The following is a 15,774-nucleotide window of genomic DNA, read 5'->3' as shown; positions in this document are numbered from 1 at the left end:
GCGGCGCCGGGCGCGCGACGAGGGCATGACAGCATGGCGGGCGTGAGCGCAGGCGATCCGGGATCACCCGGCAGCACCCTCCCATCCCGGGACGGCCTGCCCGGGGACGATGAGTCCGGGGACGCGGCCTGGCTCGCGCCGGTGGCCGCCGTGGTCGCGGCGGGGCTCGCGATCGCCGCCGCGATCCTCGCCACCTGGGCGCTCGCGGTGGTCCTCGCCGCCGAGCAGGTCGCCTTCGCCTGGGCCTGGGGCCGGGTGCTGCGCTGCTCGCCGGGCACGATCGGACTGGTCGCGGCCTGGTCGGTGCTGGCCGACGTGGCCGTGCTCGTCACCCACCGGCACACCTACGGCTCGGCCGCCGGCGTCGTCGGCTCGGCCGTCGCGGCGGTCGTCCTCTATCAGCTCACGCTGCGCCGAGCGGTGACGCTGCGCGTCCGACCGGTCGCCGTCCCCGCGGCCTCGGCAACCCCCGCGGCCTCGGCAACCCCCGCCGCCTCCCCCGGCCCTGCGGTTTCCCCGACGCCCACCGCCGGTACGCCGGCCGCGGGAGCGCCCCCGGGCGCCCCCGCGACGCGGGTGAGCGCCGAGCTCGTCACGGCGCTCGGCGGGATCAGCCTGGGCGCGCTGGCCACCGGCTACCTCGCGCTGCGGGCCGAGTCCGGTGCCCCGAACCCGGCGGACCTGATGGCGACCGCCGGCCTGCTCGGCGCGGGCACCGCGGTCGCCGTTGCCCGGCTGCTCGGCTGGGCGGGGCTCGCCTGGGCGCCCGCCGGGGTGCTCGGGGTGCTCGCCGCCGCCGCGGCGGGTGCGGGCCTCGGCGGTCCCGGCGCCGCCAGCCTGTCGGCGACCGCCGGGCTCGCCGCCGCGGCCGCCGGTGCGCTCGTCGCGGCACTGGTCGACCGCACGCTCGTGCGGGCCCGCGACGAGCCCGCGCCGCCGCCGGCATCGGCGGCGCTGCTTGCCGCCGTCCTGCCCCTCGCCTGCGCGGCTCCCCTCGTCTACCTGGTCGGACGGCACCTGCCCGGATGAGCGGATCCCATCGAGGACTGCGCATCACGGCCGTCGTCGTGGTTGTCCTGCTCGGGCTGCTCGTGGCCGTGGACCGGATCGCGGCGCGCGTCGTCGCCGGCCAGATCGCCATCCAGGCGCAGCGCTCCGACGCCCTGTCGTCACGGCCTGACGTGTCCCTCGGCGGCTTCCCGTTCCTGACCCAGGTCGTCGCCGGCGACTACCGCGACGTCCGGGTCGACGTGCGTGGGCAGGTCCAGCAGGGGGTCCGCGTCGACCGGGTGCACGCCGACCTCGCCGGGGTCCGCGTCCCGCTCGGTGACGTGGTGCGCGGCCAGGTGCGTCAGGTGCCCGTGGACCACCTGACGGCCCGGGTCGAACTGACCTTCGCCGACATCAACACCTACCTGCACGGCCAGGGCTCCGCGCTCACGATCGGCGCGCAGGGTGAGGCGATCCGGGTGGCCGGGAGCGTCGCGGTGCTGGGGACGAGCTACCCGGTGTCCGGCACGGCGGACATCGGGGTGGCGCCGGCCGCGGTGACCTTCACCCCGCGGGAGCTGGCCGCCTCGGTGGGCGCGGTGCTGCCGCCGGCCCTGCGCCAGAGCGTCGGAGAGCTGCTGACGGTCCGCGTGCCGATCGCGGGCCTGCCGTTCAACATGCGCCTGACCTCGGCGACGGTGGCCGCGGACCGGATCGTCTTCGCGGCCTCCGGCCAGAACGTGGTGCTCGACCCGAACGCGACCATCGGCACCGGTACCCCGACGTCCCCCTGACCCCGACGTCCCCCTGACCGGGACGTCCCCCTGACCGGGACGTCCGCGCGGATGACGTGTGCGGCCGGATGTGACCTCGGCGGCGCGTGAGGTGGGAAGAGGGAGCGGAGCCGGGGTGCTGTACGTAGCGTGACGGGAGTCTGGGTCCTGCTGGCGGCGGTCGTCGTGGCGCTCGTGATCGGCGTCGCCAGCCGCCGCCGGGACGGCCGGTTGCGCCCGCGCCGGTCGCGGGTCTCGCCGCCCGTCGTGTCGGGTGCGCGGCTCCCACGCGCGGTCGGGCTGGAGGGTGGGCTGGAGGGTTCGGTGGGCAGTGGTGTCGGGCCCGCGCCGGGCGAGGTGGCGGCGGACGGACTGGGTGGGGAGCTCGCGGCGCTCGGTGCCGAGCTGGGGGAGCGCGCGACGCTGCTGCAGTTCTCGACGGCGTTCTGCGCGCCGTGCCGGACGACGCGGCGGGTTCTCGCCGGTGTCGCCGAGACGGTGCCGGGCGTGCGCCACGTCGAGGTGGACGCGGAGGCACACCTGGGGCTCGTGCGCCGGCTCGGCGTTCGGCGCACCCCGACGGTGCTCGTCCTGGACGGGCATGGCCTGGAGGTGCGGCGGGCGAGCGGTGCCCCGCCGTCGCGCGACGCGGTGTTCGCCACTCTCGCGGAGATCGTCCCACCGGGCGGGGACCAATCGGGCAGACAGTGATTCTTCGGAACCATCGCCCGCGGGTTAACACAGACGTGACGTTCGCTGCTACCGTGACACGAACTATGTTCCGGACGCAGCTTGTGCAGCGCCGCGCGGTCGACCTGTGCCGCGTGAGCAGCTGCCTGTGTCGCTTTTCCTGACCGCGGGTCCGCGCCGTCCGAGTTGATCGGTGCGCCCTGCTTCGCTCCGTATCCGATCGGGTAGTCAGGCGCAGTCAGGAGAAGTCCGGTGACAGATCCCCGGGGCATGCGGTTCACCGCTGCCGTCACCACCGTGGTGCTCGCCGTCGTGCTCGTCACGGGCAGCGGGTGGCTGCTGCTCGCCCAGACGGTCGTCTTCGCCATCGGTGCCGCGGCGGGCGTGCGGTACGCGCCGTACGCCGTCGTCTTCCGCGCGTTGATCAGGCCCCGGCTCGGGCCCCCGGCGAGCACCGAGGACCCGGCTCCGCCCCGGTTCGCCCAGTTCGTGGGCACGATCTTCGGGATCGTGGGGGTCGTCGGGTTCCTCGCGGGCGTCGCGGTGCTCGGCTACGCGGCCGCGGCCGCCGCCTTTGTCGCGGCATTCCTGAACGCCGTGTTCGAGTTCTGCCTCGGCTGCCAGATGTACCTGTTTTTCCGTTCCATCACCGTGAAGGGAGTGCGGGCATGAGCCGCGAGAAGGCATTGGTCGACGCCTCGTGGGTCGAGGCGAACAGCGGTGACCCGAAGGTCGTCCTGGTCGAGGTCGACGAGGACGTCTCCGCCTACGACCGGGGTCACATTCCGGGCGCCGTGCGGCTCGACTGGAAGTCCGAGCTGCAGGACCCGGTGATCCGGGACTTCGTCAACAAGGAGCAGTTCGAGAAGCTGCTGTCCGGCAAGGGCATCGCGAACGACGACACCGTCGTCCTCTACGGCGGCAACAACAACTGGTTCGCCGCCTACGCCTACTGGTACTTCAGCCTGTACGGGCACGCGGACGTCCGGCTGCTCGACGGTGGTCGCAAGAAGTGGGAGCTCGACGGCCGCGAACTGACCGCCGAGGTGCCCACCCGCGCGGAGACGACCTACGCCGCGAGCGAGCCGCGCACCGACATCCGCGCCTTCCGCGAGGAGGTCGTCGCCGCGATCGGGGACAAGGCGCTCGTCGATGTCCGCTCGCCCGACGAGTTCTCCGGCCGCCTGCTCGCGCCGGCGCACCTGCCGCAGGAGCAGTCCCAGCGCCCCGGTCACATTCCCACCGCGAAGAACATCCCGTGGGCGAAGACGGCGAACGAGGACGGCACCTTCCGGAGCAACGACCAGCTGCGCGCGCTCTACGACGAGGCCGGCGTCGACCTGTCCCGGGACATCATCGCCTACTGCCGCATCGGGGAGCGCTCGGCGCACACCTGGTTCGCGCTGCACGAGCTGCTCGACCAGCCGAACGTGAAGAACTACGACGGATCGTGGACCGAGTACGGCTCGCTGGTGGGCGTGCCGATCGAGAGGGGGGCGTGACGCATGTGCGGCGCGACCAGCGGCGGACCGTCCGTGGAGGGAATTGACGTGGCCAAGGAAACCGTGATCCAGGGCATCGTGGTGCGCGGCGGGGAGCCGGTGTCGAGCGGCTACGCCCGGCTGCTCGACGAGGGCGGCGACTTCACCGCCGAGGTCCCGCTGTCCGCGACCGGCCAGTTCCGGTTCTTCGCGCGGCCGGGGACGTGGACCGTGCGGGTCCTGGTGCCCGGCGGCGGCGGTGAGCAGAAGGTCTTCGCCCGGCAGGGCGAGCCGGTGGACACCCAGGTCGAGGTCGCGGCCTGAGCTCAGCCGACCAGGGAAGGGGGCAGCGGGCGATCGTCCGCTGTCCCCTTTCGTCGTTCAGGGCATTCCTGCCCATGTCAGGGGCATTCCTGCCCATGTCAGGGCCATTTCTGTCCGCTTCGGGATCAGCGGCAGACCCGGTGCTCCCGTTCCCAGCCGGCGCCGGGCGAGGTGGGAGACAACCCGGTGTCGGGCGGAACGGTCGTCGGCACCGCGAAGTGCATCGGGCCGACGGCGAAGCATCGCAGCCCGTTCTCCCGGGCGAAGGCGAGCGCCGACTCCCGATCCGGGAACGGGGCGATGATGCGGCGGACGGTGCGCTGCCCGGCCGCCGCGAACAGGACCACCGCGAAGAGTATGTCGGATTCAGCCGTCATGCGATTCAGGAAAGCGCATGCGACGGCGGCGTACGGCCCTTTCGGCGTGACCCGCCCGTGGTCCGTTATTGCGCGTGCAGTGGCTTGTGCAATGGCCTGACGGCGCCGGGGGCAGCCGACGCCAGACGGCCCGGCGGCTCAGTAGACGAGGGCCTGGACGCCGTCCGCGAGCACCTCGTCGGCGAAGGCGGCCGCGCCGGCGATCGTGATCCCGTCGAGCACGTCGTCCGGGCCGAAGGAGCGCCGGGCCGCACACTGGGTGCACACCGTCACCCGGCCGCCGGCGAGGATGCCGGCGAGCAGGTCCGGCAGCGGCGCGGCCTGCGGCAGGCTGAACTCGGCGGCCCGGCCGGGCAGGGCGAACCACGCGGACTCGCCGGTGAGCCAGAGCGACACGTCGGCACCGGCCGCGACGGCGACCGCCGCCACCGTGAAGGCCTGCGAGCAACGCTCCGGGGCGTCGAGCCCGGCGGTGACCTTGACGACGAGGCGACGGGGCATCCCTCCAGTCTGCCTCACCCGCCCGGGCGTGGTCGACGTCGTGGCGGCCGTTAGGCTGCGCAGCGTGCTGCACTACTTCTTCACCGGGCTCCTGGTGGCGATGAGCGTGCTGATCGCCTGGATCTCCGGCTACGTCGTCCACAAGCTGTACGAGGGACTGCGGTGAGCGCCCGGGACCGGACCGCCGCCGAGCGGCCGCGCTCCGCCGACGCGCGCGGCGCGGTGGACCTGCACGCCAGCCTGCTGCCGCTCGCCTTCCTGGTCGGGACCTGGCGCGGCGAGGGCGTCGGCGGCTACGAGGGCATGGACGGCTTCCACTACGGCCAGGAGATCACGTTCGCCGCGGACGGCCGGCCCGCGCTGGGATACGTCTCGCACACCTGGTGGACGGACGAGCCGCGCGACGGCCGCGAGCCCGGCAGCCCGCTGGCCACCGAGACGGGCTTCTGGCGGGTACAGCCGGGGGAGAACGGCGCGACGGCGGTCGAGGTGATGCTGGCGCACCCGTTCGGCATCGCCGAGATCTATGTCGGCACGGTCACCGGTACCCGGATCGACCTCGACCACAACGTGCTGATCCGCACCGCCACCGCCCGGGACGTCACCCGCTCGGTCCGCCTGTACGGGCTGGTCGAGGGCGGCGACCTCGCCTACGCGATCGACATGGAGGCGGAGGGCAAGCCGCTGCAGTCGCACCTGTCGGCGCGGCTGAAGCGGGTCACTGACTAACGCGTTAGGCGGGACTGGCCGCGCTGCCGCCATCCGCGGCGAGCTTGGCCCGCCAGGCCTTCTCCCGCTCGATCGCGGAGGCGAACCCGAGGGCGATCGCCGGGTCGAAGTTGTCGTCGGCGTAGGTGCCGACGCAGCCGAGGATCCGGTCGATTTCCTCGGCGGTGATGGCGGCGAGCGGGAGCTGCCCGGTCAGGAAGATGTCGCCGACCCGGTCGATGGAGAAGTGCACGCCGTAGGTGCGCGCGTTGCGGCCGAGCAGGAAGCCGTAGGTGCCCGCGGCGTTCTCGGCCGGGGCGCGCATGAAGAACGCCTCGACGAACAGCGAGTGGTCCTGCACGACGAGCCAGGTCATCGTGCGCAGCTTGTGCTCGCCCTCCAGGGTGACCAGGAACGAGCCGGTGTCGACGTGCTCGAAGGCGAGGTCGAGGTCGGCCAGGGCGGCGGCGATCAGCGCGTCGAGCCGCTGGCGCTCCGTCGTGTCGATGGGTGCCGTCATGACCGCAAACCTCCCCTGTCGCCGCGGCGACGATGCCGGATCCGGTGCAGATCCTCGCATCCGGTCGACCGCCCTGGCGGCAGCGGTCCCCGCCAGCGGCCCTCCAGGCACGCCGGCGGCGGGTCCGTGACGGCCAGCGCGCCGGCGGCGGCTCAGACGGCGACGGCCGCGGGGCTCAGCGCGTGCCGGTAGCTGCGCAGGACGCCGCGGGCGGTGGTGGACCAGCCGAAGCCCGAGGCCCGGCCGAGGGCGCCGGCGGCGAGCCGGGCCCGCCAGTGCGGCTGGCGCAGCAGCTGGTCCAGCGCGTCGGCGTAGCGCGCCGGATCGCGGCCGGGCACCAGCAGACCGGAGACGCCGTCGGCGACGGCGGTGCGCAGGCCGCCGACGGCCGCGGCGACCACCGGCGTGCCGCAGGCCTGCGCCTCCAGCGCGACCAGCCCGAAGCTCTCGCTGTGGCTGGGCACGACGACGGCGGTGGCCGCCCGGTACCAGTGGGCGAGGTCGCGCTGCGGCGCCGGCGGCTGGAAACGGACCAGGTCGGAGATCCCGAGGTCGGCCGCGAGCTTGACCAGGACGTCCGGCTGCTCCAGCCCCGAGCCGCTCGGGCCGCCGACGACGGCCACGGTCAGCCGGTCCCGCCGGCCCGGATCACGGCGAAGCAGCTCGGCGGCGGCGTGCAGCAGCAGATCGGGGGCCTTCAGGGGCTGGATGCGCCCGACGAACAGCAGCAGGTCCCCGTCCGGGTCGAGCCCGAGCAGTGCCCGCGAGCGCGCCGCGTCGCCGGGGCGGAAGACGTCAAGGTCGACGCCGGGGGCGACGACGTCCACCCGGTCCGCGGCAGCGCCGTAGAGGCCGCCGAGGTGTTCGCGTTCGTCCTCGGTGGAGGCGATCAGCCGGGTGGCACCGGCGATCACCTCCTGCTCGCCCCGGACCCGGCCGGGTGGTTCGGGCCGGTCCCCGGCGGCGAGCGCGTCGTTCTTGACCTTCGCCAGGGTGTGCGAGGTGTGCACGAACGGGACGCCCCAGCGCCGGGCCACGGCGAGGGCGACCTGGCCCGACAGCCAGTAGTGCGAGTGGATGAGGTCGAACCAGCCGGGCTCCTGCCCGGCCTCGGCCCGCAGCACGTCGGCGGTGAACGCGCACAGCCAGGCCGGCAGGTCCTCGCGGTGGACCTCCTCGAACGGCCCGGCGTCGACGTGGCGCACGGTGACGCCGGGGACGAGTTCGGCCGACGTCGGCGCCCGGCTGCTCACCGCCCGGGTGAACACCTCGACCTCGACGCCGAGCGCGGCCAGCTGCCGGGACAGCTCCACCACGTAGACGTTGAGCCCGCCGGCGTCACCCGTGCCGGGCTGCTCCAGCGGCGACGTGTGCATCGACAGCATCGCGACGCGCCGCGGCCGCCGCCCGCGCTCGGGCCCGGTGCGGCCCGCCTCGGCCCCGCTGCCGATCAGACGCACCCGGCACCTCCGCATTCCGCCTGGGGCGTCCGCCCGGCATGACCATCCCTGCTGTGGACCGACACGAGAACCACCGTTCTACCCGCCCGGTTGTGGGGTCAACCGATCAGTCCGGCCCGCCCGGCGGGAGCCCACCAGCCGGATCCGCCGCCGGACCGGGGGAAATGCCTGTCCCCATGCTGGTCAACACGCCGTCGCGGGGCATCCATGCCAGCCGGGCGGTCACAGTTCTGTAACGAATCCAACGTCACCCCGGCCCCCGGACGGGTGTGGCCGGTCTGCGAGGCTGGTCCGGTGTCGACGTCTGGTGCCGGGCGGCTCGCGGCCGGCCGGGCCCGGGCCCTCGGTCTGCCCACCCGGGGCACCACCGCGCCGAACCGGCTGCGGCGGATCGACCGGTGGCTGCTCGACACCGCCGGGCCGCTGCTGCGGGGCTGCGCCGATCCGCTGGTCGTCGACCTCGGCTTCGGCGCGTCGGCGGTCACTACAGTCGAGCTGTACACCCGGTTACGCGCGGTTTGTCCGCGGGTGCGGGTTGTCGGCCTGGAGCTCGACCCCGACCGCGTCGCCGCCGCGCTGCCCGCCGCCCGGCCACCCGGGCTGACGTTCGCCCGCGGCGGATTCGGGCTGCCCCCGGAGCTCGGCAGCCCGGTGGTGATCCGGGCGCTGAACGTGCTGCGGCAGTATCCGGAGCCGGCCGTGGCCGGGGCGTGGGCGACGATGACGGGCCGGCTCGCGCCCGGCGGCCTGCTCGTCGAGGGCACCTGCGACGAGATCGGGCGGCGGGCCTGCTGGTTCGGCCTGCCGGCAGGGCAGGCGCCACCCGGCTGGGCGGCCGCCGCCGGGCGGGTGCCGACGGTCCCCACCCTCACCCTGGCGGCGCATCTGGCGAGCCTGCGGGCCCCCTCCGAGCTCGCCGAGCGGCTGCCGAAGTCGCTCATCGCCCGCAACGTGCCCGGTCAGGGCATTCACCGCCTGCTCGGCGCGCTGGACGACGCGTGGGCGCGGGCGGCGCCGCGGGCGGTGTTCTCGCCGCGGCAGCGCTGGATCGCCGCCGCCGGTGAGCTGCGGGCGGCCGGCTGGCCCGTGCGGGGTGACGCGCGGCGCTGGCGGCTCGGCGAGCTCACCCTGGACTGGCCGCCGCCAGCGCCGCGCTGAACGCCCGGTGGGTCCGCTCGTCGAACAGGACGAAACGGACCTCGCGCACCGCCGTCGTCGCCCCGAGCACGCTCGTCACCGCCAGCCGGGCGGCGTCGTCGAGCGGCCAGCCGTAGGCGCCCGCACTCACGGCCGGAAACGCGACGCTGGCCGCGCCGAGGTCGTCGGCGACGCGCAGCGCCTCGGTGTAGGCGGAGCGCAGCAGCGCCGAGCGGTCCTCGACCGGGTCGTACACCGGGCCGACGACGTGGATGACGTGGCGCGCGGGCAGCCGCCCGGCCGTCGTCGCGACCGCCTGACCCGTCGGGAGCCCGCCAGGCAGGACCGTCCTGCGCAGCTGGACGCACGCGTCGAGGATCTCGCGGCCGCCCGCGGCGTGGATCGCACCGTCGACGCCACCACCACCGCGCAGCCCGCTGTTCGCGGCGTTGACGATCGCGTCGACCTCGACCCGGGTGATGTCGCCCCGCTTCAGGGTCACCTGCACCATGCCGCAGAGTCTTCCGCATGGCCGCGTCCCCGGTCGTGGCCGAGTCTCCCGTCTGGGGGTGGCGGGTTCGCGGGTGGCGGCGTCGACGGACGAGAATCGGTGGGGAGGAACGGCGCCCGCGGCGCCGAGGGTCCGGGGTCGGCCGGGTGGATCCGGGCGGCCGGAAGGGACGGTGGCGATGGCGGGGCAGCTGGTGGTGCTCGGGTTCGACAGTGTGGAACAGGCCAGGGCGGCCTGGGCGCTCGGCCGCCGCCTGCGCCGGGCGCGGCACCTCGGTGTCGCCGACGGCGTGCTGGTCTGGCGGGACGCCGATGGTCGGGTACGGATCCGGCACGCCGCGAGCCCGGCCCGAACGGCGGCCCTCGGCGGGGCCGTGTGCGGCGGGGTGGTGGGCGCGGTCTTCTTCGCGCCGGTGGTCGGCCTCGGTCTCGGGGCCGGCGCCGGAGCCCTGGCCAGCCGGCTGACCGGGCCCGGCGTCGACGACGACGTCGTCCGGCGGATCGCCGGCCACCTGCAGCCGGGCCGTGCGGCGGTGCTGGCGCTGGTGCGGCACTCGACCGAGGAGGTCACCGCCGCGCTGCGCCCCCATCACCCCATGGTGATCATGACCACGCTGCCGCCTGACCAGGAACGCCGCCTGGCCACCGTCCTGGGACGCGACCCGGCCCCGATCTGACCGCCGCCGCCCGCCCGCCGGGGCGAGCGTGGGCCCGGTCCTGGGACCGAGCCCGGGGCCCGGCCGGTCAGGGCGCGTCGGGGCGGCGGGTCGGGGCGATCTTGTCGAGGACGGCGAGGTCGTCCGGGCGCGGCTGCCACTGGCCGGCCGTCGCATTCGCGCGCACCTGGGCCGCGCTGGTCGCGCCGGCGATGACGGAGACGACGCCGGGCTGCGCGGTGAGGCCGCCGATCGCCACGTCGAGCAGCGAGCGGTCCCGCTCCCGGGCGAACGACTCCAGCACGTCGAGCCGGTCGAAGACGTCGTCGGTGAGCTCGTCCTGGCGCCCGGCGAGCCGGGTGCCGGCGGGCGGCGCCTCGTCCCGCACGTACTTGCCGGTGAGCAGGCCGTTCTCCAGCGGGAAGTAGGGGATGACCCCGATGCCGTACTTGACCGCGGCCGGGACGAGCTCCGCCTCGACCCCACGTTCGAGCAGGCTGTAGTGGTTCTGCGCGGAGATGAACCGGGTCGCGCCCGAGGCGCGGGCGGTCCACTCGGCGTCGGAGACCTGCCAGGCGTCGAGGTTGCAGGAGCCGATGTAGCGGATCTTGCCCTCCTTCACCAGCTCGTCGAGTGCCTCGAGGGTCTCCTCGATCGGGGTGAAGGCGTCGAGGTTGTGCAGCTGGTAAAGGTCGATGTAGTCGGTCTGCAGTCGGCTCAGCGAGCCCTCGACGGCCTTGCGGATGTAGCGGCGCGACGCGCGGGCGCGGAAGTCCTGGCCGTACATGCCGCCCATGTCGTTGCCGAACTTGGTGGCGAGCACGATGTCGTCGCGACGGCCGCGCAGGACATGGCCGAGCAGCGTCTCCGAGCCGCCCTTGTTGCCATAGGTGTCCGCGGTGTCGAAGAAGGTGATGCCGGCATCGAGGGCGGCGTCGACGACGGCACGGGTGCCGGTGAGATCGACGCGCGAACCGAAGTTGTTGCATCCCAGGCCGACAACCGACACCAACAGTCCGGACGAACCCAGCGGGCGATAGCGCATGCTGTCAATACAGCACATCGGACCGTGGTCCGCGGACACCAGGTCCACGGACCACAGCCGACTTCAGCACATGGGTTATCGACCGTAGATGTTTCGGTGATGCCATGTTGGCCTGGCGTCAGCGCTCCGGTGTGGCGTCGACGACGGCGCGGCCGACCGCCTCGGCGGCCCGGCGGGTCGAGGTGCGCGCGGCGCGGGTCTGGCTGACCGCGGTCCGCGTGCGCGTCACGGCCTGCTCGGTGGAGGGGCTGCGGCGGATGCTGGCGACCCGGCGCTCGCCGCGGTTCGCGAAGGAGTTGTAGAGCTCGTTCGCCCGGCCCGACAGGTCGGAGATCTGGGAGGTGACCGTGGACGGCAGCGCGCGCACGGCCGAGCTCACCTGGGTGGGAACCCGCGCGGCCTGCACGGGGAGGGCCCCGACCCGGTCGGAGAGCCGGCGCACCTCGCTGCCCGTCGTCGTCGGCAGCGCGAGCAGCCTCTCGACGGCCGCGTCCGCGGCCCCCACCGAGGCGTACAGCGGCTTGCGGACTTCGGCCAGGGGCACCCTGACCTCGGCCTTCACCTCGGTCTGACCGGCGCGGGCCTGGGTGGTCGCACGGGCGGCGGGGCGGGCGGTCGACCGGGTCGCCGGCCGGGTGGTGCTGCGGGTCGTCGTGCGCGTGGTGGCCATCTTGTCTCCTCTGGTCCAGGTTCAGGTGTCGTCGTGTAGCGGTCCCGGGGTTTCGGGCGTTGGCCGTCAGATGGCCCAGCCGTGGCTTTCGGGTCAGGGATCGTCGTCGGGACGGGTGCGAGGTGGCCGCGCTCCGGCCTGGCGGGAGCGCGCTGCCGGCGCCGCTCCAAGCGGACCGGCGACGCGCGGCGGGCGCCGGCTGGCAGCCGATGTCCGTGTACCGGCAGGGCCTCACGGGGACGAGCCGGGTGGCGCCGCCGCGTCGTCGCCGACGCTCGGACGGCTGGCCGGCGCGGGTCGGCGGCGGCGGTGGCGGCCAGCGGCGGGGTCGGGGCCGCGTGGGAAATGGTGGGCTCAGGTTGTTCCGGTGGCGGGTTGTTCGGTGCCGGCGACCCCGTTCGCGTTGCCGGCCGTGGAACCGGAGTCGGCGACGACGTCGCTGCCGCCGCCGCGGCGGGAGCGGGTGGGCTCACCCGCCGACGAGGTGCCGGTCGAGGCGGCGGTGTCGGTGGCCGTTGTCCGCTTCGTACGGCGCTTCGGCGGGGCGGTGCCGGTCGGCGCGGTCTCCGGGGAAGCACTGGCGGCCGGCTTGCCCGGCGCGCGGCCCGCGGCGGCCGCCGAACGGCCGGTGCCCGTGCGGCGCGTGTCGGCGGTGGTGGAGGTGCCTCGCACCGTGCCGCGACGGCGGGCCGGTGCGGTAGCGGACGCCTTCTCGTCCACGGCCGGCGCGACGGGCACGGTGGCCTCCTCGTCGGCCGGGACGTCCGCGGCGAGTTCGACGTCGTCCGGCCCGGTACGACCGGCGACGGCGTTCTCCTTGCAGAACGCCTCGTAGATGTCGAGCACCACCTGCTTCTGCCGCTCGGAAAGGGACTCGTCCCCGAGCACCGCGGCCATCACGTTCTCGCCGCCGTGCCGTTCCTCGAGGATTCCGGCCTGGACATAGAGCACCTCCGCGGAGATGCGCAGCGCCTTCGCGATCTGCTGCAGGATCTCCGCGGACGGTCGGCGCAGACCACGCTCGATCTGGCTGAGGTAAGGGTTGCTCACCCCGGCCTGTTTGGCGAGTTGACGAAGGGATATCTGGGCGGTGCGCCGCTGGTCCCGGATGAAATCGCCGACATCACGCACGTTCAGGGCCGCCACCAGGTCGGATGCCTCCTTCGCCGGGCAGCCGCCACGCCGGGCCGCCGCCGGGCTCCGCACCGGGAACGTGCGCGGCGGTCGCCGCGGACCGGCCGCTCCGGACAGATCGTCGGAACAACGCGGTATCAACAGACGGAACCCTACGTCGAACTGCTAGCTCTGGCAAGCGGGCGAGTTAGCCCATTGGTCGGCCGTGTGACGGATCGAGCCGCCTGGTCGGTGGGGTCAGTTCTCGGCCTGGGCGAGCCAGGCGCGCTGGGTGGCCAGCGCCGCCTCGGTCTCGGCGATCTCCTTGGTGCGGCCGGCGGCCTGCGCCCGCGCGAGCTTCTCCTCGAGCTTCGCGACCGACTCCCGCAGCCTGATCACGAACGGCGAGCTGGAGACGGACCGCTGTGCCCAGCGCTCGTCCGCGGCGTCGCGCAGCTTGTCGCCTATCGCGGCCATCTGCCGCTCCAGGGAGGCGGCGGACTCGCGGGGCACCCGGCCGATGTCGTCCCACCGGTCCTGCAGCTCCCGCAGCCGCCGCAGTGACCGGTCGGTGTCCGCCGGGTCGAGCGCGGTCGCCTCGGCCAGCAGGGCTTCCTTGCGGACCTGGTTCTCCCGCAGCTCGGCGTCGCGCTCGGCGTTCGCCTCGTTGCGCCGGCTGAAGAAGACGTCCTGGACCTCGCGGAACTCGGTCCACAGCGCGTCGTCGACGTCCTTGGCGGCGCGGCCGGCGGCCTTCCAGTCGGCGAGCAGGGCGCGGTAGCGGGTGGTGGTGCCGGCCCAGTCGGTCGAGTCGATCAGCGTGCGCGCCTCGGCGATGATCGCCTCCTTGCGCTCCCGGGAACGGGCCCGCTGCGTGTCGAGCGCCGCGAAGTGGGCGGTGCGCCGACGGGTGAACTCCTCGCGGGCGGCGGTGACCCGTCGCCACAGGGCCGAGTCGGTCCGCTTGTCCAGCGAGCCGGCGGCGCGGAACTCCTCGGCGATCGCCCGGAACCGCTCGCCGGCGCTCTTCCACTCGGAGCTGCGGCCCAGCCGCTCGGCCTCGGCGACCAGCTCCTCCTTGGCGGCCGCGATCCGGGCACTGCGCTCGGCCCGCTCGGCGGCGAGGGCGGTCCGCCGCTCCTGGGTGGCCGCGATGACCGCGTCGAGCCGGCCGCGCACCGCGTCGACGTCGCCCACGACGGCGGCGGTGTCCAGGGTGTCCAGCAGCCGGCGGGCACTGCCGGAGATCCCGGCCGGATCGACCGCGCTGAGCGTCAGCCGCCGCTCCAGCAGCTCGACCTCCGCACACAGATCGTCGTATCGGCGCTGGAAGTGGGCCAGACCCTCGTTCGGGCTGCCGGCACGCCACGAACCGACGGCACGTTCTCCGTCCGCGGTGCGAACGTAGACCGTCCCGTCTTCCGCGACCCGCCCCCAGGCCGGGGCGTCGCCGGATTCGCTGCGGTCACTCATCGTGTTCCCGGGGATCGACTGATGTTTTCCTGTCATTCTTGCAGGCGTCGGCCTCCGGCGGGATGGGCGCCACGTAACCGGACAGCACGAACCGGTGCCGACATCGTCCGCGCCGGCATCCGAACCGATATCCGTACCGACCTCTCCGGCGCGGGGCGCGCCCGTCCGGTACCGACGCGGCGGTGCCGGTGCCCAGACGCGGACGTCCAGGTGGCGACCTCGCCGATGTCGACCGCCCGGGACCGGGCCGGTAGTTGCGACCCGGTGAAGAAGCAGCTCGGCGGGCCGTGCTGTCCGCGTGGGCCACGTCCGGACACCTGTTGTTCGTGTTCCTGCCCCGACCCGGTCTATGCACTCCGGCAGGGGTGGGGCCAAGATGCGTAACCGTGACGAGTGGGACGGGTGGCGGCCGGGTGGGATGGCGGGCCGCCGCGTTGTTGTTACCGGCGTTCGTAGGGATCGTCGTCTTCGTCATCGGGCCCGCGCTGGTGTCGGTCTTCGTCGCGGGGACGGACAAGGCGCTGACCGGTCCGCGTTTCCACTGGGTCGGCACCGCGAACGCGCGCGCCGCTTTCGATGACCCGGATCTGGGCGACGCGGTCGTGCACACCCTGGTCTACTGCCTGCTCACGGTGATTCCCGCGGTCGTGCTGGGACTCGCGCTGGCGCTGGCCGCCGAGCGGGTGACCCGCGGCCGGAGCCTGGTGCGCCTCGCGCTGTTCCTGCCGGTGAGCGCGAACATCGTGGCGATGGCGGTGGTGTTCGCCTACATCTTCGACAGCAGCCCGGACGGCCTGGCGAACACGGTCGTCGGCCTGGTCGGGATCGCGCCGGTCGACTGGCTCGGCGACACCTCGACCGCGCTGCCGGTGGTCGCGCTCGTCGGCGGCTGGCGGCTGACCAGCCTGGTGTTCATCGTCTACCTGGCTGGCCTGACGGCGATCCCGCGCTCGGTGTACGAGGCGGCGGACGTCGACGGCATTCGAGGCCTGGCCCGGCTGCGGCACATCACCCTGCCGCTGCTCGCGCCGACCAGCGTCTTCCTCGGGGTGTTCGTGACGATCCTCACGGTGCAGACGTTCGAGACCGTCGCCGTCCTGACGAAGGGTGGCCCGCTGAACTCGAGCACCACGATCATCTACTACATGTACCAGGTGGGCTTCACCGGATCGTTCCGCATCGGGTACGCGTCGATGATCGCCCTGCTGCTCCTCGCGGCGACGGTGGCGCTGGGCGCGGGCGGTGCGGTGCTGGGCCGGCGGCTGCGCCGGATCCGGGCGGCCGCCGCGTGAGCGCCGGCACCGACGCCGCCCGGCCGGACGCCGCCCGGGCTCCCCGGGGCGGGG

21 protein-coding genes are annotated in these 15,774 nt (G+C 74.1%); 12 read left to right on the top strand and 9 right to left on the bottom strand.

The window, feature by feature from the left end; translation table 11 throughout:
• The first annotated feature begins 33 nt into the window (after nucleotides 1–33).
• The 7 genes from AC6EXY_RS28130 to AC6EXY_RS28100 all read left to right on the top strand — a co-directional run bounded on the left by AC6EXY_RS28130 (nucleotide 34) and on the right by AC6EXY_RS28100 (nucleotide 4,258).
• Nucleotides 34–1,029 carry a hypothetical protein gene (locus AC6EXY_RS28130; RefSeq protein WP_101833371.1) on the top strand — a complete coding sequence of 332 codons (996 nt, stop codon included), beginning with the start codon at nucleotides 34–36 and terminating at the stop codon, nucleotides 1,027–1,029.
• The gene (locus tag AC6EXY_RS28125) at nucleotides 1,026–1,784 is read left to right on the top strand and encodes an LmeA family phospholipid-binding protein (protein WP_101833372.1); all 759 of its coding nucleotides are present in this window, start codon (nucleotides 1,026–1,028) and stop codon (nucleotides 1,782–1,784) included. The genes AC6EXY_RS28130 and AC6EXY_RS28125 overlap by 4 nt, the downstream gene beginning before the upstream one ends.
• A gap of 129 nt (nucleotides 1,785–1,913) precedes the next feature.
• The gene (locus tag AC6EXY_RS28120) at nucleotides 1,914–2,474 is read left to right on the top strand and encodes a thioredoxin family protein (RefSeq protein ID WP_243407840.1); all 561 of its coding nucleotides are present in this window, start codon (nucleotides 1,914–1,916) and stop codon (nucleotides 2,472–2,474) included.
• 65 nt (nucleotides 2,475–2,539) lie between these two features.
• Complete coding sequence (locus AC6EXY_RS28115) at nucleotides 2,540–2,617, top strand: putative leader peptide (RefSeq protein ID WP_499818489.1); 78 nt, start codon at nucleotides 2,540–2,542, stop codon at nucleotides 2,615–2,617.
• Between the two features lie 88 nt (nucleotides 2,618–2,705).
• Nucleotides 2,706–3,125 carry a DUF4395 domain-containing protein gene (locus tag AC6EXY_RS28110; RefSeq protein WP_101833373.1) on the top strand — a complete coding sequence of 140 codons (420 nt, stop codon included), beginning with the start codon at nucleotides 2,706–2,708 and terminating at the stop codon, nucleotides 3,123–3,125.
• Complete coding sequence (locus tag AC6EXY_RS28105; RefSeq protein WP_101833374.1) at nucleotides 3,122–3,955, top strand: sulfurtransferase; 834 nt, start codon at nucleotides 3,122–3,124, stop codon at nucleotides 3,953–3,955. Before AC6EXY_RS28110 ends, AC6EXY_RS28105 begins: the two co-directional genes overlap by 4 nt.
• Nucleotides 3,956–3,958: 3 nt before the next feature.
• Nucleotides 3,959–4,258 (top strand): DUF1416 domain-containing protein, encoded by a 300-nt coding sequence (locus tag AC6EXY_RS28100; protein WP_101833375.1) that lies wholly within the window; start codon nucleotides 3,959–3,961, stop codon nucleotides 4,256–4,258.
• 125 nt (nucleotides 4,259–4,383) lie between these two features.
• Here AC6EXY_RS28100 and AC6EXY_RS28095 read toward each other — a convergent pair whose 3' ends face one another.
• On the bottom strand, nucleotides 4,384–4,635 hold the full coding sequence (locus tag AC6EXY_RS28095; protein WP_101833376.1) for a hypothetical protein: 252 nt from the start codon (nucleotides 4,633–4,635) through the stop codon (nucleotides 4,384–4,386).
• A gap of 138 nt (nucleotides 4,636–4,773) precedes the next feature.
• On the bottom strand, nucleotides 4,774–5,136 hold the full coding sequence (locus AC6EXY_RS28090) for a DsrE family protein (protein WP_101833377.1): 363 nt from the start codon (nucleotides 5,134–5,136) through the stop codon (nucleotides 4,774–4,776).
• Nucleotides 5,137–5,176: 40 nt separating this feature from the next.
• Between AC6EXY_RS28090 and AC6EXY_RS28085 the strand changes: the two genes are divergently transcribed.
• A complete protein-coding gene (locus AC6EXY_RS28085; RefSeq protein WP_279354687.1) occupies nucleotides 5,177–5,302 on the top strand; it encodes a hypothetical protein in 126 nt (41 codons plus the stop codon).
• Nucleotides 5,299–5,865, top strand: a complete 567-nt coding sequence (locus AC6EXY_RS28080) for a nitrobindin family protein (RefSeq protein ID WP_499818484.1) — start codon at nucleotides 5,299–5,301, stop codon at nucleotides 5,863–5,865. Before AC6EXY_RS28085 ends, AC6EXY_RS28080 begins: the two co-directional genes overlap by 4 nt.
• Nucleotides 5,866–5,869: 4 nt before the next feature.
• Here AC6EXY_RS28080 and AC6EXY_RS28075 read toward each other — a convergent pair whose 3' ends face one another.
• Both AC6EXY_RS28075 and mshA read right to left on the bottom strand, forming a co-directional pair.
• Nucleotides 5,870–6,364 carry a type III secretion system chaperone family protein gene (locus tag AC6EXY_RS28075; RefSeq protein ID WP_499818485.1) on the bottom strand — a complete coding sequence of 165 codons (495 nt, stop codon included), beginning with the start codon at nucleotides 6,362–6,364 and terminating at the stop codon, nucleotides 5,870–5,872.
• A gap of 152 nt (nucleotides 6,365–6,516) precedes the next feature.
• Nucleotides 6,517–7,824 (bottom strand): D-inositol-3-phosphate glycosyltransferase, encoded by a 1,308-nt coding sequence (mshA, locus tag AC6EXY_RS28070; protein ID WP_101833379.1) that lies wholly within the window; start codon nucleotides 7,822–7,824, stop codon nucleotides 6,517–6,519.
• Nucleotides 7,825–8,118: 294 nt separating this feature from the next.
• Here mshA and AC6EXY_RS28065 point away from each other — a divergent pair, with 294 nt between their 5' ends.
• Nucleotides 8,119–8,982 (top strand): SAM-dependent methyltransferase, encoded by an 864-nt coding sequence (locus AC6EXY_RS28065; RefSeq protein ID WP_101833410.1) that lies wholly within the window; start codon nucleotides 8,119–8,121, stop codon nucleotides 8,980–8,982.
• On the opposite strand, the gene AC6EXY_RS28060 is transcribed toward AC6EXY_RS28065, so the two are convergent.
• Nucleotides 8,948–9,472, bottom strand: coding sequence for an O-acetyl-ADP-ribose deacetylase (locus AC6EXY_RS28060; protein ID WP_499818486.1), 525 nt, complete (start codon nucleotides 9,470–9,472; stop codon nucleotides 8,948–8,950). The two genes, AC6EXY_RS28065 and AC6EXY_RS28060, sit on opposite strands and share 35 nt — an antisense overlap.
• A 178-nt stretch (nucleotides 9,473–9,650) precedes the next feature.
• On the opposite strand from AC6EXY_RS28060, the gene AC6EXY_RS28055 reads away from it, so the two are divergent.
• Nucleotides 9,651–10,148, top strand: coding sequence for a DUF1269 domain-containing protein (locus AC6EXY_RS28055; RefSeq protein ID WP_499818487.1), 498 nt, complete (start codon nucleotides 9,651–9,653; stop codon nucleotides 10,146–10,148).
• A 67-nt stretch (nucleotides 10,149–10,215) separates the two neighbouring features.
• On the opposite strand, the gene AC6EXY_RS28050 is transcribed toward AC6EXY_RS28055, so the two are convergent.
• The 4 genes from AC6EXY_RS28050 to AC6EXY_RS28035 form a co-directional block, all read right to left on the bottom strand.
• Nucleotides 10,216–11,172, bottom strand: coding sequence for an aldo/keto reductase (locus AC6EXY_RS28050; RefSeq protein ID WP_101833411.1), 957 nt, complete (start codon nucleotides 11,170–11,172; stop codon nucleotides 10,216–10,218).
• 118 nt (nucleotides 11,173–11,290) lie between these two features.
• On the bottom strand, nucleotides 11,291–11,842 hold the full coding sequence (locus tag AC6EXY_RS28045; RefSeq protein WP_101833382.1) for a hypothetical protein: 552 nt from the start codon (nucleotides 11,840–11,842) through the stop codon (nucleotides 11,291–11,293).
• A 354-nt stretch (nucleotides 11,843–12,196) separates the two neighbouring features.
• Nucleotides 12,197–12,988 (bottom strand): helix-turn-helix domain-containing protein, encoded by a 792-nt coding sequence (locus AC6EXY_RS28040; RefSeq protein WP_101833412.1) that lies wholly within the window; start codon nucleotides 12,986–12,988, stop codon nucleotides 12,197–12,199.
• Between the two features lie 225 nt (nucleotides 12,989–13,213).
• Nucleotides 13,214–14,428, bottom strand: a complete 1,215-nt coding sequence (locus tag AC6EXY_RS28035) for a DUF349 domain-containing protein (protein WP_243407843.1) — start codon at nucleotides 14,426–14,428, stop codon at nucleotides 13,214–13,216.
• A 386-nt stretch (nucleotides 14,429–14,814) separates the two neighbouring features.
• Between AC6EXY_RS28035 and AC6EXY_RS28030 the strand changes: the two genes are divergently transcribed.
• A complete protein-coding gene (locus AC6EXY_RS28030; protein WP_101833383.1) occupies nucleotides 14,815–15,720 on the top strand; it encodes a carbohydrate ABC transporter permease in 906 nt (301 codons plus the stop codon).
• The last annotated feature ends 54 nt before the right edge of the window (nucleotides 15,721–15,774 follow it).

The organism is Frankia sp. RB5 (assembly GCF_059816245.1).
This window is presented reverse-complemented; position numbering and strand designations above follow the sequence as displayed.